This is a genomic window from Pseudoduganella flava (assembly GCF_007830495.1).
In the GTDB taxonomy this organism is placed as follows: Bacteria; Pseudomonadota; Gammaproteobacteria; order Burkholderiales; family Burkholderiaceae_D; genus Rugamonas; species Rugamonas flava.
In genome coordinates, this window is record NZ_VLKW01000011.1 from 1 (window position 1) to 16,911 (window position 16,911).

A 16,911-nucleotide genomic window follows, 5' to 3' on the forward strand; every position below is an offset into this window, starting at 1 on the left:
TAGTAAGGGATGAAAACGGGAAGCGAATCGTCTTCTTGACGAACAACTTCCTATTGAAACCGGAGATGGTCGCAGCGCTCTACAAGCAACGCTGGCAGGTGGAGCTCTTCTTCAAATGGATCAAACAACACCTGCGGATCAAGGCGTTTTTTGGTACCAGCGAGAACGCTGTAAAGACCCAGATTTGGATTGCCGTCTCAACGTATGTGCTCATCGCCATCGCAAAAAAACGCTTGCAACTGCCCCAAAGCCTGTACGAAATCCTACAGATTCTGAGCCTTACGATGTTCGAGACAACACCGCTAAATCAACTACTTACCCCTCCACAGGACACCGGAGGTGAGCAAACTCAGCTCACCCTCCTATGAAAAACGTTGGGACACTACTGGGTCTGACCCCGTTTTTAGGAAATTTGTTGCCCAAATTCGGGGACTGTCCCTCGTTTTTGGAAATTGTGTGTCACACAGCCCGGCGGTTCGCGCTCGTTCGCTGATGATCGGCTGAGTTGGCGGAGATGGCTGGCGGCGTGTGAATTTGTTGCCAAAAACGAGGGACAGTCCCCGAATTTTGGCAACGGTTTTTGTGGTGGCGGCGCCACATCAGGCGCGGGGGCGCAGGGTCATCGTCAACGGGGACGGGCCCATCACGAAGCCCATCACTTCGGCGGGTTCGGGGCGGCCGGTGGCGTGGACGGCGGTGATGTCGAAGCGCGACAGCAAGGTCGCCATCGCCACCTTGATCTCCAGCAGCGACAGGTAACGGCCCGGGCAGATGCGCGGGCCGGCGCCGAATGGCAGCGCGGCTTGCCGGTCGGCGCGGTGCGCGCCTTGCGCGTCCGGCAGCCAGCGTTCCGGGTCGAAGGTGTCGGGCGACGGGAAGCAGCGCGCGTCGACGCTGTCGTGCCGCATCACGCACCACAGCAGCGTACCCGGCGGCAGGCGCACGTCCAGCACCGTTGTCTCGCGCAGCGCCTCCAGCGGCAGGAATGGGGCGGGTGGCTTCAGCCGCATCGCTTCCAGCGCACACGCCTGGACGTAGTCGAGCGGTTCGGTCTGTTCGTACGTCAGCGCCGCCACGTCGGGCACGTGCCGGCGTACCTCGTCGGTGGCGCGCGCCAGCGCTGCCGGGTTCCGCCACAGCAGCCAGATCAGCCAGGCCAGCGCGCTCGATGTCGTGTCCTCGCCGGCCAGCAGCATCGTCGTGACGTTGCCGGCGACGGCCGCGTCGTCGACGCCGCTGTCCGGATGGTCGGCTGCCACCAGCATTGCCTGCAGCAGGTTGGCGGGCCGCTCGCGCAAGCCGGGATCGGCGGCCAGCGCGGCGCGGGCGCCGGCGATGAAGCCGTCCGTTGCGCTGCGCACCGCGAGCACGCTGCGTTCGAGCCGCCGGTCCGCCGGCAGTCTTACCCAGCGCCAGTACGGGAACGGCATCAGCGAGCGCCGCGCGACGCCCGCCAGCACCGTGTCGACGTGGCGGCCGATCGCGTCGTCGCCCGCCTCGATCGTGTTGACGTCAGCGCCAAACGCGAGGCCGGCGATGACGTCCACCGCATAGCGTTTCAGGTCGCCCGTGAGATCGATCTCGTGGCCTTGCGCGGCCGCCTGCAGCCAGCCCGCTTCGAGCCGCCGCGCCACGTGCGCCAGCCGGCCGAAGTATGCCTTCACGGCGGCGGGCGAGAACGCGTGCATGACCATGCGGCGCTGGCGCTGCCACGCGTCGCCTTCGGCGAGGAACACGCCGGGATTGCCGCCCAGTTCATCGGATACCTCGGCCGTGACGGCCGGCCGGCGAAAGCCGTCGGGCCGGTCGCGCAGCACGGCGTTGATGGCCGCGCCGTCGGCGAGCACGACGACCTGTCGGCTGCCGATGCGCGCCCGGAACATCGTGCCGTAGCGGCGGCTCCAGTCTTCCATCGTCCGGTGGATCGTGCGCGGATGCAGCTGCAGTGCGTTGCCGATCAGCGGCAGGCCCGGCGGTGCCGGCAGGTCGGCGATGTCGCGGGCGGCGGGGTGGCCGGGCAAGGTCGTGCTCATCGTCTCGCTCATCTTCTGGTCCTCATGCTGATGCTGTGATGCTCCCAGTGTGCCCCCGCGCGCCGCCGCGGTCTTGAACGTTTGCGACATGCGCGTCTGCGACATGCGCGTTTGCGACATGCGGGTCTGCGACATGCGTGACGGTCCGCGCCGCGCGCTACAATCGCGGGCATGACGACCCATCCACCGGCCACGCTTGCCCGCCTCGTCGCCCCGCGCGTGGCGCTGGCATCCTGCGTGCGTGGCTACCTGCTGCGCAGCACGCTGGACGCGCCGCCGCTGACGGATGCCCAGCGCCTGAACCGCTTCCCGGCCACGCCATTCTGCGCCATCACGTGGATGATCGCGGGCAGCGGCCGCCTGGTCGAACCCGCCATCCCGGACGCCGTCGCCGGCCCCGGCGACGCGATCTTCTCAGGCCCGCGCACGCAGCCCTGCATCACCGGCAATCCCGGTCCGGTGCACACGCTGACGGTGCTGTTCTTCGCCGACGCGCTGCACCGGCTGACCGGCATCGACATGGCCGCGCAGATCGACCGCATGACGATGCTGGACGACGTGCTCGACGCCTCGTGGCAGGAGCTGTCCGCGCGCATCGTCGCGGCGCCGGACGACGACGCGCGCATCGTCGCGGCGCCGGACGACGACGCGCGCATCGGCGTGTTCGAGGAGTGGCTGGAGCCGCGCTGGCGTGCCGCGCGCGGCGACACGCATGGCGCGTGGGCGCCGGTGCGCGACTGGCTGCAGGCGTTGGCGGTACGTGCCGTCGCGGCCGGCGTGGGCCGCAGCGCGCGGATGACGGAGCGGCGCGTGCGCGCGTGGACCGGCCATCCGCTGCGCACGCTGCGCCGCCTGGCGCGGGTCGAGGAATCGCTGCTGGCCGCGCGCGACGACGAGCGTGAGGGAAGGGTATCGCTGTCGGACGTGGCGGCGCGCTCGGGCTACGCGGACCAGGCCCACCTGTCGCGCGAGGCCCGCGAGCTGATCGGCACGAGCCCGCGCGAACTGATCCGCCTGGCCCGCACCGACGAGAGCTACTGGCTGTACCGGATCTGGTCGTAGGGAAGCGCTGATTTATTCATGGCGGCGACCCACCAGCAATAAACCAGCGCTTCCCTAGGCTGCCGGCACCGGTACCGGCTTCGGCAGCACGCACGTCAGTACGCCGCCACCGTCCGGATGGGCCGCCAGGGTCAGCGTGCCGCCCAGCAGGTAGGCCCGTTCGCGCAGCAGGCGCAGGCCGTATTGCCGCGATGCTTGCGCCTCGGGCGCGGGGCCGCGGCCGTTGTCGCGCACGGTCAGCATGATCTCGTCTTCATTGTCATCGACGATGACGTCGACCTGCGTAGCCCCCGAGTGCGCCGTGACGTTCGACAGCCCCTGTTCCAGCACGCGCAGCAGCACGACGGCGTGCTCGCGCGGGCAGACGGGTTCCTCGTCCGGCAGGCTGCAGCGCGCCGTGATCTGGTACTGCTGGCCGAACTGCGTGACGAGCTCCGAGAACGCCACCTTGATGCCGAGGAACTCGAGCTTGTCGTTCCACAGCTTGTGCTGCATCTGGCGGTTGTTCTCGATGATCGTGTGCAGCAGGTTCTTCATCTGCGTGGCGCGATCGCGCAGGGGCTGCTCGGGCGGCAGCTTCGCCGTCAAGAGGCCCAGGTGCATCGTCAGCGCCGTCAACGACGAGCCGAGGCTGTCGTGCAGCTGGCGCGCCAGGGCGCGGCGCTCGTTGTCCCAGCTGCCCGCCACGTGGCCCAACAGGTCGGCCAGGTCGGCGGCGCGCTCGGCGTCGTTCGGGATTTCGTCGGGCATGATTGGTATAGGTATTGGCCTCACGGTAACACGCGGATGATACATGAGGTTTTACGGAAATGTCGCACCAGCACGATCGTGTGCTGCCGCACAGTCAGCTCCAACTGAACGGCGCATCCTTGCGCCATACCGATCAACCGTACAAGGAGCAGCCATGAGTACTACAGCCAAGCCACGCGATGCCGTCGCCCTGCTGAAGGCGGACCACGATGAAGTGAAAGCGATGTTCAAGGAGTACGAGGAATTGGGGGACCGGGCCTTTGTCGCGAAGCAGAAACTCGCCGAGAAAATCTGCCTGGAACTGACCAAGCACGCCATTGCCGAGGAGGAGATCTTCTACCCGGCCATGCGCGAAAAAGGCGACGATGCGGAGGACCTGGTGGACGAGGCCACCGTCGAGCACGCGTCGGCGAAAGACCTGATCGCGCAGATCCACAGCATGGACCCGCACGACGACCTGTACGACGCGAAGGTGAAAGTGCTGGGCGAATACATCGACCACCACGTCAAGGAAGAAGAGAAGGAGATGTTCCCGAAGGCGAAGCAGTCGGGACTCGACCTGGTCGAGCTGGGCGAGCAGATCCAGGCCCGCAAGGACGAGATCGACGAGATTCCGCCGATGCCCGTCCCGGGCAAGGTGATGTATCCGAACCAGCCTACTGTTTGATGGCGGCCGGCGCGAGGGCGGGTGCCGACACCGGCGCGCCGTCCCGCGTCAGGCTGGCGATGGCCTTCATCAGGCTGTCGATATCGACCGGCTTCACGAGGTGCATGTCGAAGCCCGCTTCGAGCACGCGGCGCTGGTCCTCGGCCAGCCCGTAGCCCGTCAGCGCGATCAGCCGGATGTGATGCGTGTCCGGGTTCGCGCGCAGCCGCCGCGCCACCTCGTAGCCGTCGATGCCGGGCAGGCCGATGTCGACGAGCGCGATGCCCGGCCGGTAATCCTGTGCCACTTCGAGGCCTTGCAGGCCGTCGGCGGCATGCCGCACCTCGTAGCCGTAGCAGGAGAGCATCATCGCCATCATCTCGCGGCCGTCGTCGTTATCCTCGATCAGCAGCACATTGGGCTTGGCCTGTTCGTTAGTGTCCATGATTTGGTGGGTAGGTTCAGTGATGCGTTCGGTGCGGGGCAGCCGGATCGAGAAGGTACTGCCTTCGCCGGGGCCCGCGCTGTCGGCTTCGACGCTGCCGCCATGCAGTTCGGCCAGGCGGCGCACCAGCGCGAGGCCGATGCCGAGGCCGCCCTGGGCGCGGTCGAGTGTGCTCGTGCCCTGCACGAACACGTCGAACACATGCGGCAGCAGCTCGGGCGAGATGCCGACGCCGGTATCGTGCACGGTCAGCACGATGTCATCATCCTCCACTTCCAGGAGGATGTCGATCGTGCCGCCGGGCGGAGTGTACTTCAGCGCATTGTCGAGCAGGTTCGAAAAGATCTGCTCGAGCCGCGTCACGTCGCCGTCGACCCAGCCGCTCTCGAGCTCCACCTGCACCTCGTAGTCCGCGGTGCGGCCCGTGGTGCGGTACGTCTCCAGGCAGCTGCCGATCAGCACGGCCAGGTCGACCGGTGCGCGGTTCAGCAGGATCTTGCCGGACATCGCGCGCGACAGGTCCAGCAGGTCGTCGACGATGCGGCCCAGGTGCTGGCTCTGGCGCTGGATGATCTTCTTCGCGCGCGCTGCCGCGTCCTGCGTCACCGCGGGCAGGGCCAGCAGCGAGGCGGCGCTGCTGATCGCCGACAGCGGATTGCGCAGCTCGTGGCCCAGCATGGCCAGGAACTCGTCCTTCGCATGGTTCTGCCGCTCGGCCATCTTGCGTTCCTCGATCTCCTGCAGCAGCCGCTTGTTGCTGCTGATGAGGTCGGTCGTACGCTGGCTGAGCTGGCGCGCCTGCCTCTTCAATTCCTCGTTCTTCATCGCCAGCGCGACGAACACGGAAATCTTCGCGTGCAGGATCTGCGGGATCACCGGCGTGAACAGGAAATCCGCCGCGCCTTTCTGGTAGGCCTTCAGGCGGTCCAGCTCGTCCGCGACGAAGGCCGTGATGAAGATGATCGGGATATTCGCCGAGCGGGCCCGCTGGTGGATCGCTTCGGCGGTCTCGAAGCCGTCCATGCCGGGCATGTTCACGTCCAGCAGGATCACGGCGAAATCGTGCATCAGCACCTGGCGCAACGCTTCCTCGCCGCTGCGGGCCGCAATGACCTCGTAGGACTCTTGTTCGGCCCATTGCGCCAGCAGGCTCGTCAAGGCGAACAGGCTGTTGGCGTCGTCATTGACGACCAGGATTTTCGGTTTGTCTATCTTGGGCACGCTAGGTTGGCACGAAGAAGTTAAAAAGCGCTTTGCAATGACTGTTTTAAAACAGTGCTGTCAGACAAACATCTAAACGATCATAGCAACAGCATATATCAAAGTCAAAAGTCCGCATGGCAACAGAGCGCGCCGGGGATTGTTTGACGGCGTGTTCGCTTACGCACATACAGTTCCGTTTTGTCATGCCATTCTGAAAGCATTGATGGTGCAAACACTAGGAAAGGATGACAACCATGAATATCGATACCGTCGTGGGAAAAGACTATTTGGGTAAATGTTTTCGTGAACTGGCCGATGCGCCGGTCAGCGCGCTGCGCGGTGTCGGTGACGAAGGCGCGCAGGCCCTGCAGCAGGCGTTCGGCGTGACCACGGTGCGCGAGCTGGCCAACCTGAACTTCATCAAGTGGGCGTCCGCCATCGCCACGCTGGCCGCGGAAGAGCAGATGCTGCCGCAAGAGAAGGCCAAGGAGGAATTGCTGGACGATGCCGTCGAGATGACGTTCCCGGCCAGCGACCCGATCTCCGTCGACGCCGGCATCACGCGCATCGAAGTGGCGCCCGAGAAGGTGAACGCGCAAACGGATCACCAGCATGCGAACAAGGTCGAGGAATCGACCGAGACGGGCAAGGAAAAGGAAGCCGCTGCGCATTGATGAGCCTGGAGTAAAGCCGCAAAAAAACCGGTGCTCGTCACCGGTTTTTTTCATGGGGCGGGGTTGTCGGTATCGTGTTTTAAGCGGCGGAAGTGGCCACGCTCTTCAGTTGATGGGGAACGGCGGCGGCTGCCGCGGCGGCCGCGGCCGTGCTGGCCGGTGCCGCACACCAGCGGTTCTTGCCGGCGCGCTTCGCGTCATACAGCGCATTGTCGGCCGCATGGATCAGGTCGCCGACGGAACCGGCGTCGTCCGGGAACAGCGCGATGCCGATCGACGTGGACAGCCGCAAGGTCAGGCCATTGACCTGGTAGGGCTCGGACACCACCTCGATCAGCTTCGATGCCGGTTCGCGGGCGTCGTGCAGGCCGCCCACGTCGCCCAGCACGATGACGAATTCGTCGCCGCCCACGCGCGCCACCGTGTCTTCCTTGCGCGACGAGCCGACCAGGCGCTGCGCGACGAGCTTCAGGATCTCGTCGCCATAGGCGTGGCCATGGGTATCGTTGATGCCCTTGAAACCGTCCAGGTCCAGGTACATCACGGCAGCCTTGCGCTGGTTGCGCAGCGCGTGCTGCACCGTCGTCTCGATCCGGTCTTCCAGCAGGCGGCGGTTCGGCAGGTTCGTCAGCGGGTCGTGCAGCGCCAGTTCCTGCTGGCGCTTGCTGTACTGGGCCAGCTCCTTGTACAGCAGCCGTACTTCCAGCATATTGTGGATGCGCTTGTGCACCTCGAGCAGGTCGAACGGCTTGCTGATGAAGTCGCGCGCGCCCGCTTCCAGGGCGGCGATCTTGAACGATGGTTGCGCTGTCAGCGCCAGCACGGGCAAATAGCCGTCCTGTTCGATTTCCTTCAAGCCCTTCATGACCTGGAACCCGTTCAGGCCGGGCATCTGCAGGTCGAGCAGGATGAGATCGTAGTTGTGCTGCCGGTGCAGCGCACAGACCTGGTCGGGCAGCATCGTGGCCGTAACGTTCGTATATCCCGCTTCGCGCAGGATTTCGAGCATCAGGTCGACGTTGTCGGCACAATCGTCCACGACCAGAATCTTGGCGTTCAGGATCTCATCCGGGCTGGGCATAGTTGTCTCGCAATACGAGCCCCGGCGAAGTCAGGGCCGGAGCGGAACACAAAGTGTAGCGCCGAAGAATTTGCTGCGGCGCACGTATTAGAAAATTCTTATCCTGAGGAAGAATTTTCAGACCATGGAGTGTATCAAACCGCGAACAAGTTTCTTGTAGGACATTGCCGCGTCTTGCGGTAGGACACTCCTCGAATTATAAATTACTTAATATGCAGGTAGTGTTTTCTTTGGGCAAACGTGCGCGCGGCGCACGATAAGGCCGCCGGGATATGCGAAAAACTTATATCCCCAGGTGCCCAGAATGCTCAGGAAGGTTCGCCGCGGCGCCGTGCCGCGGCCAGCGCGACGGCCGCCACCAGCTCGGCCGGCTCGACGGGTTTCGCGATGTGGTCGATGAAGCCGGCAGCCAAGGTGCGCATGCGGTCTTCCGTGCGGGCAAAGGCCGTCAGCGCGATCGCCGGGACCTTGCCGCCCGCTTCCTGGCCCAACGCGCGCACCTTCGCCAGCAGCTCGAAGCCATCCATTTCCGGCATGCCGATATCCGACAGCAGTAGGTCTGGTTGCAATTCAGGCAACACGCGCAGCGCATCCGGAGCACTGCCGGCCGTCGTCACGGTGGCGTTGCAATCTGACAACACTCGTTTGATCAGTTCGCGCGTATCCGGCTCGTCGTCGACCACGAGCACGCGCATGCCGGACAGGTCGCGCATCCCATGCTCCGCCGCGTCGCGCGGCGTGCCCAGCCGCGCCGGGCGGGCAGGGCGCTCGCCGGGCGGCAGCCGGTCCGCCAGCGGCAGCAGCACGGTGAAGGTGGCGCCGCGGCCTTCGCCGGCACTGTCGGCGGACACCGTGCCGCCGTGCTGCTCGACGAGGTGCTTGACGATCGACAGGCCGAGCCCCAGGCCGCCGTGGCGCCGCGTCGTCGACGCGTCGGCCTGGCGGAAGCGCTCGAACACGTGGGCCAGGAACTCGCGGCCGATGCCGATGCCGGTATCGGCGACGACGATCCGCGCCTGCCCGCCGACGGTGTCGATCGCCACGCGCACGGTGCCGTCTTCCTGGGTGAACTTGATGGCGTTCGACAGCAGGTTCCACAGCACCTGCTGCAGCCGGCCCGGATCGCCGGCGACGGCCCCGCATGGCCGGTAGTCGCGTTCGATGCGGATGTTCTTCGCGGCCGCGGCCGGGCGCACCGTCTCGATCGCGGCATCGGCCACGGCGGCCGGCGCGACGGCCTGCAGGTCCAGCAGCACCTTGCCGGACATGATGCGGCTCATGTCCAGCAAGTCCTCGATCAATTGCGCCTGGGCGCGGGCGTTGCGCTCGATCGTCTGCAAGCCTTTCTGCAGGTCGGCCTCGCCGCGGCTGCCGCGGCGCAGCACCTGCGACCAGCCGAGGATGGCCGTCAGCGGCGTGCGCAGCTCGTGCGACAGCGTGGCCAGGAATTCATCCTTCATCTGGCTGGTGCGCTCGGCCTCGGCGCGGGCGCTGCGCTCGCTGTCGAGCAGTGCGATGCGTTCCTCGGCCGCCCGGCGCGCCGCCTCGTTCAGGCGCGCGTTGTCGATCGCCACGCCGGCCTGGGCGGCGATGCCGCCGATGATGCGCTCGGTGCGCTCGCTGAACATGTGCGGTTCCGGGTGGCCGAACAGCAGCGAGCCGATCACGCCGCCATCGCGCGACGTGACGGGCGCGGCCAGGTAGCTGCGCATCTGCGTGGCATGCCGCGGGTCGAGCGCGGGCACGCATTCAGGGTGGCGCAGCAGGTCGTCGCAGCGCGTCACGCCGCTGCCGTCCAGCGCGTGGCCGAACAGGGCGGCGGCGCTGGCCCGCGTCAGGTTGCCATATGCCGGCGGCGGCTCGCCGGACAGCGTGTACAACGTCAGCGCATCGGCATCGTCGCGCAGGTTGTAGAAGAACGCGCCGAAGCGTGCGCCGCTGATGCGGGTCGCGGCATCCGTCACTTCCTGCAGCAGCGGCTGCAGGTCGCGGTGCCGCGCCAGCGCGTTGCCGGTGCTGTTCAGGAGTTCCAGCACGGCCGTCTCGTCGCGCAGCGCTTCCTGGGCGCGCTTCACCTGGTCGACGTCCGTGCTGGTGCCGAACCAGCGCAACGTCTGGCCGTCGGCCGCACGCACGGGATTGGCGCGGGTCAGGAACCAGCGGTAGCGGCCATCCGCGCCACGGATCGGGAACTCCATCTCGAACGGGCTGCCCGTCTCAATCGATTGGCGCCAGCGCTGCGACATCGCCGGGATGCATTCCGGGTCGTAGACCTGGCTCCAGCCGTCGCCCTGCATGTCGTCCGGGCTCAAGCCCGTATATTCGTACCAGCGGCGGTTGTACCAGATCATGCGGCCGTCGAAGTGGGCGATCCAGGCCAGCTGCGGGATCGCATCGGCCAGCGCGCGCAATTGCTCCTCGCTGTTCTTCAACGCTTCCTCGGCGGCGCGGCGCGCGCTGATATCCTGCACCATGCCCGTCATGCCCAGCAGCTGGTCGCTGTCGCCGTAGTTGCCGTGGCCGACGACGGACAGCCAGCAGCGCGTGCCGTCGCTCTTGGCGATGCGGCATTCGATATCGAAGTCGCTGTGCGTCTCGAACGCGTCGAGGAAGGCGAGGCGGGCGCCGGCGCGGTCCTCCGGCACCATCCTTTCCTGCAAGGCGCCCCACGTGATCGGCGTGTTTTCCGGCAGCTCGAAGATCTCGGCGGCGCGCCGGCCCAGCGTGACCTGGTCGCTGACGGCATCCCATGTCCAGTCGCCCAGCTTGCCCGCGGCCATCGCCACCTGCAGGCGGTTGCTGTATTCGCGCAGCGAGCGTTCGTCCATCTTGCGCTTGTGGATGTCCTGCAGCGTGCAGGTCAGCCCTTCGGACGACGGATAGGCGCGCACTTCCAGCCAGCGCTGGCGCGGCAGGTAGTACAGCTCGAAGCCGACGGCGCGCCGTTCCTCCATCGCCAGGCGGAACTGCGCTTCCAGCACGGTGCCGCACAACTCGGGGAATTCCTGCCACAGGTTGCGGCCCGCCAGTTCGTCACGCGCGCGCCCGGGCGGGCGCAGCATCTCGCCGGCACGCTGGTTCAGGTAGGTGATGGTCCAGTGTTCGTCGAACACGGCCAGGCCGTCGGTGATGCTTTCCAGGACCGCGCTCATCCACTCGCGCGACAGGCGCAATTCTTCCTTCGCTTCCAGCATGGAGCGCAGCAGGTCTGCTTCGGAAGGGGAGCCCCCGGTGGATAGAATCATGGGATGGTCAGGACGCCAGAACGTAGCGGCGGCCAGTGCGGCCGTCGCTGCCGATTGTAGCGCCCCGCCGCGGGACACGCTCGCACGGTTGACTGACCCGCAATACCGGCCGGGGCCGGATCAGCGCGCGGGCAGGCGGGCGGCGATCCGGTCGAGGATCGCCTGCAGCTGTTCGATGTCGTACGGTTTCTGGATCGCCTCGGCGGCGAAGTCGAGCTGCTGCGTCAGCGTGCCGCTGTAGCCGGACGCGAAGATCACCTGCAGGTCCGGCCAGTTCGCCACGGCCCGGCGTGCCAGTTCGACGCCGGAGATGCCGGGCAGGCTGACGTCGGTGAACAGCACGTCGAAGGGCGTGTCGGCCTGCGCGGCTTCCAGCTTGTCCAGCGCGTCCTCGGCGGCGGCCACCGCGTCGACTTCGTGGCCGATCGCGCGCAGCATTTCGCAGACAAGGTATTGGGCATCGAGATTGTCCTCGACCACGAGCATGCGCAGGCCGCGTGCGGTGGGCGTGGCGACCGTGGCGCTGGGCGGGGCGAGCATGCACAGGATGCCGAGCACGCTGCCGTCGCCGCCATGCAAGGGCGTGTAGTACAGGTCGAAGCGCTGCTCGCTGACGCCGTCGGCACGCCACATCTGCAGCGCCTGGCCCGGAAAGACCAGCGCCTCGCCTTGCCAGGCCCGCTCGATGGCGCGCGGGTTCCAGCTCCAGGCGGTCGGCTGCATCGCCGGCACGCGGCCGCCCGGCGGCTGCGTGGGCAGGCCGGACAGCGTGGCATAGGCATGGTTCAGCAGCAGCACCTGCTGGCGGCCCCACATGATCAGCGTGGGCACCGGCGAATTCAGCATGATGTCGGTGGCCGCGCGCAATGTCGGCGGCCACCCGTCGGGGCGGCCCACGTCCGTGCGCGACCAGTCGATGTCCGTCAGCGCGGACAGGCTGTTCATCGTCATCGAGTCTGGCTTGGGTTCGTGTTGAAGAAGGTGCATCGTACACCATGCGGGTGAGGGCGGAAGATAAAACTACGCCGATGCCAGCTGCCCCTCGGCGGAGTACTGGACAACTGGGAAAGTTCTCCCTATAATCTTGCCTCCTTTCGCAACAAACGTAGCGAAGGGAACGGCGGAAAGCAGTACCGTGCGCTCGTTAAGCAAGAAGATTCAGGATGAAAATTCAAGCTTTCCAAGTCGTAATGAATACTGTAGAATGCCGACTCGCCGAACGCTGCGGCAGTAACAAAATGCGGCAACGATGGCGAACAAAGCGGCTGTAGCTCAGCTGGATAGAGTACTTGGCTACGAACCAAGGGGTCGTGGGTTCGATTCCTGCCAGCCGCACCAAAATTTGTGGCAGGTACACCGGAAGGTGTGCTTGCGTAGTAAGGCAGTAAGAATAGTAGTGAACAACAGATGTGCGCTCCGTGCGGCATCCGTGGTTATAATGAGTTGTTTGCGGCTGTAGCTCAGCTGGATAGAGTACTTGGCTACGAACCAAGGGGTCGTGGGTTCGATTCCTGCCAGCCGCACCAGTTTCACCCGGTCGACGGAAGTCGGTCGTCGTAGTAGGTAGTAAGCCGCCGGGGTCGCCCGGTGTGCAGCAAGAGTTTTGCGGCTGTAGCTCAGCTGGATAGAGTACTTGGCTACGAACCAAGGGGTCGTGGGTTCGATTCCTGCCAGCCGCACCAAAATTGAAGAGGGACCGGGTTGAAAGATCCGGTCCCTTTTTCTTTTCCAGTCTGCTGCCGTGATGCGCCGTGGGATCGCCACGAATCGCATTTCGCTCGCAAACTGCTCAGCAATCTGATCCTTTGCTTCTTGGCACGCTCGGCGAAATCGCCGATGATTACCGGCACAACAACCGGAGTGCCAATGCCCATCATCACCACCATCGAAGACCTGCGCGTGCTGGCCCAGCGGCGCGTGCCGCGGATGTTCTACGACTATGCCGATTCCGGTTCGTGGACGGAATCCACCTACCGTGCCAACAGCAGCGAGTTCGCGCCGATCAAGTTCCGCCAGCGCGTGGCCGTCGACATGTCGAACCGTACGCTGGCATCGACGATGGTAGGGCAGGAGGTCGCGATGCCCGTGGCGCTGGCGCCGACCGGGCTGACCGGCATGCAGCATGCCGACGGGGAGATCCTCGCGGCCCGCGCCGCCGAGCGCTTCGGCGTGCCGTTCACCTTGTCGACGATGAGCATCTGCTCGATCGAGGACGTGGCGGCGCACACGACGAAGCCGTTCTGGTTCCAGCTGTACGTGATGAAGGACCGCGATTTCATCGCCCGCCTGATCGAGCGCGCCCGCGCGGCCAACTGCTCGGCGCTCGTGCTGACGCTGGACTTGCAGGTGCTGGGCCAGCGCCACAAGGACGTGCGCAACGGCCTGTCCGCGCCGCCGCGGCTGACGTTGCCGAACATCGTCAACATGGCGACCAAGCCCCGCTGGTGCCTGGGCATGCTGGGCACGAAGCGGCGCTACTTCGGCAACATCGTCGGCCACGCGCCGAAGGTGGCGGACATGTCGTCGCTGTCGTCGTGGACGGCGCAGCAGTTCGACCTGACCTTGTCGTGGAAGGACGTCGAGTGGGTCAAGCAGCGCTGGGGCGGCAAGCTGATCATCAAGGGCATCCTGGATGCCGAGGATGCGCGCCTGGCGGTGGCCAGCGGCGCCGATGCGCTGATCGTATCGAACCACGGCGGCCGCCAGCTCGACGGCGCGCAATCGTCGATCGCCGCGCTGCCGGCCATCGCGGACGCCGTCGGCAGCGACATCGAGGTGCACATGGATGGCGGCATCCGCTCCGGGCAGGACGTGATCAAGGCGCTGGCGCTGGGCGCCAAGGGCGTCTACATCGGCCGCCCGTTCCTGTACGGGCTGGGGGCGCTGGGCGAGGCGGGCGTGACGCGCTGCCTGGAGATCATCCGCACCGAACTCGATCTGACGATGGCGTTCTGCGGCCTGCGCGACGTGCGCAAGGTCGACCGGTCGATCCTGCTGCCGGGCAGTTACCCCGTCTGAGCCGCCGGCGCGGCGCGCGGCAGCCGCACGACGATGCGCGTGCCACGGCCCTCGGCGCCGGGGCCGGCGGCGATCGTCCCGCCATGCAGCGCGACGAGCGTGCGGGCCAGCGCCAGGCCGAGCCCCAGCCCGCCCTGGGCCCTGTCCGGGCTGCGCGCGCCCTGTACGAACAGGTCGAACACGTGCGGCAGCAGGTCGGCCGGGATGCCCGGGCCATTGTCTTCCACGGCCGCTTCCACATGGCCGTCGGCGCCGCCCAGGGCCAGCGTGATGCGCCCGCCCTCGGGCGTATAGCGGGCCGCGTTGTTCAACAGGTTCGACAGCACCTGCACGAGGCGCACGCGGTCGCCGTACACCGGCAGCGGATGCGGCGCCGGCACCACGGTCAGCACGTGGCCGCGGCGGGTGAGGGCGGGCGCGTTCTGCTCCAGCGCCATCGTGGCGACGTCGCGCAAGTCCAGCTCCTCGTGTTGCAGCACCACCTGGCCGCGCGTGACGCGTGAGACATCCAGCAGGTCGTCCACCAGCGCCTTCATGTGCGCCGCCTGCCGCACGATGACGCCGCTGGCGCGCGTCACCTGGGCCGGCTCGGCGCTGCCCCGCTGCAGCAGTTCGGCCGCCGTCGTGATCGGCGCCAGCGGGTTGCGCAGCTCGTGGGCCAGCATCGCCAGGAATTCGTCCTTGCGGCGGTCCGCCGCGCGCAGTGCCTCCTCGGCGCGCACGCGCTGCACGGCGTCCCAGATGCGCCCGGCCACGTCTTCCGCCATCGCGCTTTCCGCATCGGTCCAGCGGCGCGGCCTCCGCGCATGCACGTACAGGATCGCCACGCAGCGCCGCTCGCGCACCAGCGGCACGGCGAGCACGGCGCCGACGCCGATCGCCGCGTACGCCTGTGCCTGCGCGGCGGTGCGCGGATCGGCCGCCGCATCGTCGACGCGCAGGGTGCCGCCGGCCAGCAGCAACGCCTTCACGTCCGCGCCGAACGCGGCCAGCGGCAGGCTGGCGCCGGCCAGGCTGACGGCCTCGCCGCTGGTCCAGTCGCGGCCGATGTGGACGATGTCGGTGGCCTCGTCGTACTCGCCGAAGCCCATGCGGTCGGCGCCCAGGTGCGTGCCCAGCATGCGCGTGGCGCAGCCGATCACGGCGTCCGCGTCGTCCAGGCCACGCAGCGCGTCGGCCAGCGCGAGGCGGAACGCCAGCCGCTGCCGCGCCATCACGGTGTCGGTCGTGTCGACGAAGGTGACCAGCACGCCGCCGACGCCGCCATCGTCGTCCAGCACGGGGCTGTAGGAGAAGTCGAACGAGCGGTCCTCGGGCGCACCCCAGCGCTCGATCGCCACATGGAAGTCGCTGCCGCCGACGGTGCCGCCGGCCATCACGTCGCGCCACAACGGTTCGACGATGTGCCAGATCTCCGCCCATACCAGCTCGCCCGGTGCGCCCAGCGCAGCGGGGTGCTTGGCGCCGAACACGGGAATGGCGGCGTCGTTGTAGAAATGGATGTGGCCGGGGCCCCACGCAAGGATCATCGGCACGCGGCACGCGAGCACCGTCGCCAGCGTGCACGTGAGCGCCCGCGGCCAGCCGTCCGGCGGGCCGAGCGGGGTGGCGCTCCAGTCGTACGCGCGGGTCAGCGCCGGCATCGCGGCGCCGAGCGCCGGGGCGCGTTCCTGCTGTGGGTCGAAGGGCCAGGGCATCGATGGACGTCGCATGTTGGCGGAACGGCCATCATACCCCAGCGGGGGCGCGTTCTTTACAGGGCTGCCAGCGCGGCGCGTGTCGCGGCCGCCACGATGTCCTCGCGAGTTTTTGCCTCCAGCGCCGGCTGGTGCATGTAGACGACGATGACGATCGGCGCGCGCCCGGGCGGCAACAGGAAGCCGATGTCGTTGGTCACGCCGTAGTTGCCCGTGCCGGTCTTGTCGCCGACGGTCCAGCCGGCCGGCGCGGCGGCGCGGATGCGACGGTCGCCCGTCGTCGTGCCGATCATCCATTGCTTCAACTGCTCACGCTGCGCGGCCGGCAGCGCATCGCCGGTGACGAGCTTGCCGAGCGTGCGCGCCATCGCCAGCGGCGACGTCGTATCGCGTTCGTCGCCGGGAATCGCCGTGTTCAGTTCCGTTTCCCAGCGATCGAGCCGGAACGTCGGGTCGCCCAGTCCGCGCACCCAGGCCGTCAGCGCGGCCGGGCCGCCCAGCTCCTTCATCAGCGTGTTGGCGGCCGTGTTGTCGCTGACCTGCACGACGGCCGTGCACAGTTCGGCCACCGTCATGCCCTGCTCGACGTGCTTTTCCGTGACGGGCGAATACGACACGAGGTCGGCCTTCGCATAGCGCAGCCGCTTGTCGAGAAAGCCCGGTTCGCGCGCCGCGCGCGCCAGCGCCTGCGCCGCCAGCAGGGCCTTGAACGAACTGCACATCGGGAAGCGTTCGTCCTGGCGGTGGCCGACGGTCTTGCCGCTGCCGAGATCGAGCGCGCAGACGCCCAGGCGGCCATGCAGATCGCGCTCGATGTCGGCAAGGCCGCCGGCGGCCGGCGCGGCGAGCAGGTGACGGTGTACGGGGAGGGCAAGCAGCGGGGCGGCCAGCATCAGGCGGCGGCGGGGCAGGGAGATGGTCATGTGCGTCTTCGCGTGGTTGAGGGAACGCGCTCATTCTAGGGCGCACTCGCCCGGTATCGCCATGGCGCCCGTCCCACCGGCGCGGGCGTTCGCGTCATGCGGCCGAACCGGCGACCCTCGCCGCGCAGCGTCAG

General features: G+C 67.0%; 13 protein-coding genes and 3 tRNA genes. 8 read left to right on the top strand and 8 right to left on the bottom strand.

The features are described 5' to 3' along the window. Positions 1–368, top strand: a 368-nt coding sequence (locus tag IP92_RS23355) for a transposase (RefSeq protein WP_145879772.1), incomplete at its 5' end; no start/stop codon positions are given. 231 nt (positions 369–599) lie between these two features. Here IP92_RS23355 and IP92_RS23360 read toward each other — a convergent pair. Further along, the gene (locus tag IP92_RS23360) at positions 600–2,045 is read right to left on the bottom strand and encodes a cytochrome P450 (RefSeq protein ID WP_229418938.1); all 1,446 of its coding nucleotides are present in this window, start codon (positions 2,043–2,045) and stop codon (positions 600–602) included. A 159-nt stretch (positions 2,046–2,204) separates the two neighbouring features. On the opposite strand from IP92_RS23360, the gene IP92_RS23365 reads away from it, so the two are divergent. Beyond that, positions 2,205–3,095, top strand: a complete 891-nt coding sequence (locus IP92_RS23365) for a helix-turn-helix domain-containing protein (RefSeq protein WP_145879774.1) — start codon at positions 2,205–2,207, stop codon at positions 3,093–3,095. 54 nt (positions 3,096–3,149) lie between these two features. Here IP92_RS23365 and IP92_RS23370 read toward each other — a convergent pair whose 3' ends face one another. Then, the gene (locus IP92_RS23370) at positions 3,150–3,845 is read right to left on the bottom strand and encodes a sensor histidine kinase (RefSeq protein ID WP_145879776.1); all 696 of its coding nucleotides are present in this window, start codon (positions 3,843–3,845) and stop codon (positions 3,150–3,152) included. 154 nt (positions 3,846–3,999) lie between these two features. On the opposite strand from IP92_RS23370, the gene IP92_RS23375 reads away from it, so the two are divergent. Then, positions 4,000–4,512, top strand: coding sequence for a hemerythrin domain-containing protein (locus IP92_RS23375; protein ID WP_145879778.1), 513 nt, complete (start codon positions 4,000–4,002; stop codon positions 4,510–4,512). Here the strand turns inward: IP92_RS23375 and IP92_RS23380 are convergent. Next, on the bottom strand, positions 4,502–6,157 hold the full coding sequence (locus IP92_RS23380; RefSeq protein WP_145879780.1) for a response regulator: 1,656 nt from the start codon (positions 6,155–6,157) through the stop codon (positions 4,502–4,504). The genes IP92_RS23375 and IP92_RS23380 overlap by 11 nt on opposite strands. 236 nt (positions 6,158–6,393) lie before the next feature. On the opposite strand from IP92_RS23380, the gene IP92_RS23385 reads away from it, so the two are divergent. Then, a complete protein-coding gene (locus IP92_RS23385) occupies positions 6,394–6,813 on the top strand; it encodes a hypothetical protein (protein WP_145879782.1) in 420 nt (139 codons plus the stop codon). Between the two features lie 79 nt (positions 6,814–6,892). Here the strand turns inward: IP92_RS23385 and IP92_RS23390 are convergent, their stop codons facing one another. The 3 genes from IP92_RS23390 to IP92_RS23400 form a co-directional block, all read right to left on the bottom strand. Beyond that, entirely contained in the window at positions 6,893–7,894 is a 1,002-nt protein-coding gene (locus IP92_RS23390) for a diguanylate cyclase domain-containing protein (protein WP_145879784.1), read from the bottom strand. Positions 7,895–8,202: 308 nt separating this feature from the next. Beyond that, entirely contained in the window at positions 8,203–11,139 is a 2,937-nt protein-coding gene (locus tag IP92_RS23395; RefSeq protein WP_229418939.1) for a PAS domain S-box protein, read from the bottom strand. A gap of 120 nt (positions 11,140–11,259) precedes the next feature. Continuing rightward, positions 11,260–12,090: a response regulator gene (locus IP92_RS23400; protein WP_145879787.1), complete on the bottom strand. Its 831-nt coding sequence runs from the start codon at positions 12,088–12,090 to the stop codon at positions 11,260–11,262. A gap of 310 nt (positions 12,091–12,400) precedes the next feature. Between IP92_RS23400 and IP92_RS23405 the strand changes: the two genes are divergently transcribed. From IP92_RS23405 to IP92_RS23420, 4 genes are all read left to right on the top strand, one after another. Next, positions 12,401–12,477, top strand: a tRNA-Arg gene (locus tag IP92_RS23405). 111 nt (positions 12,478–12,588) lie between these two features. Further along, a tRNA-Arg gene (locus tag IP92_RS23410) sits at positions 12,589–12,665 on the top strand. 79 nt (positions 12,666–12,744) lie between these two features. Beyond that, positions 12,745–12,821, top strand: a tRNA-Arg gene (locus tag IP92_RS23415). A 184-nt stretch (positions 12,822–13,005) separates the two neighbouring features. Further along, positions 13,006–14,157 (top strand): alpha-hydroxy acid oxidase, encoded by a 1,152-nt coding sequence (locus IP92_RS23420; RefSeq protein WP_145879789.1) that lies wholly within the window; start codon positions 13,006–13,008, stop codon positions 14,155–14,157. On the opposite strand, the gene IP92_RS23425 is transcribed toward IP92_RS23420, so the two are convergent. After that, positions 14,145–15,854, bottom strand: a complete 1,710-nt coding sequence (locus IP92_RS23425; RefSeq protein ID WP_158206857.1) for a sensor histidine kinase — start codon at positions 15,852–15,854, stop codon at positions 14,145–14,147. The two genes, IP92_RS23420 and IP92_RS23425, sit on opposite strands and share 13 nt — an antisense overlap. A 56-nt stretch (positions 15,855–15,910) precedes the next feature. After that, the gene (gene bla / locus IP92_RS23430; RefSeq protein WP_145879793.1) at positions 15,911–16,777 is read right to left on the bottom strand and encodes a class A beta-lactamase; all 867 of its coding nucleotides are present in this window, start codon (positions 16,775–16,777) and stop codon (positions 15,911–15,913) included. Between the last annotated feature and the right edge of the window lie 134 nt (positions 16,778–16,911).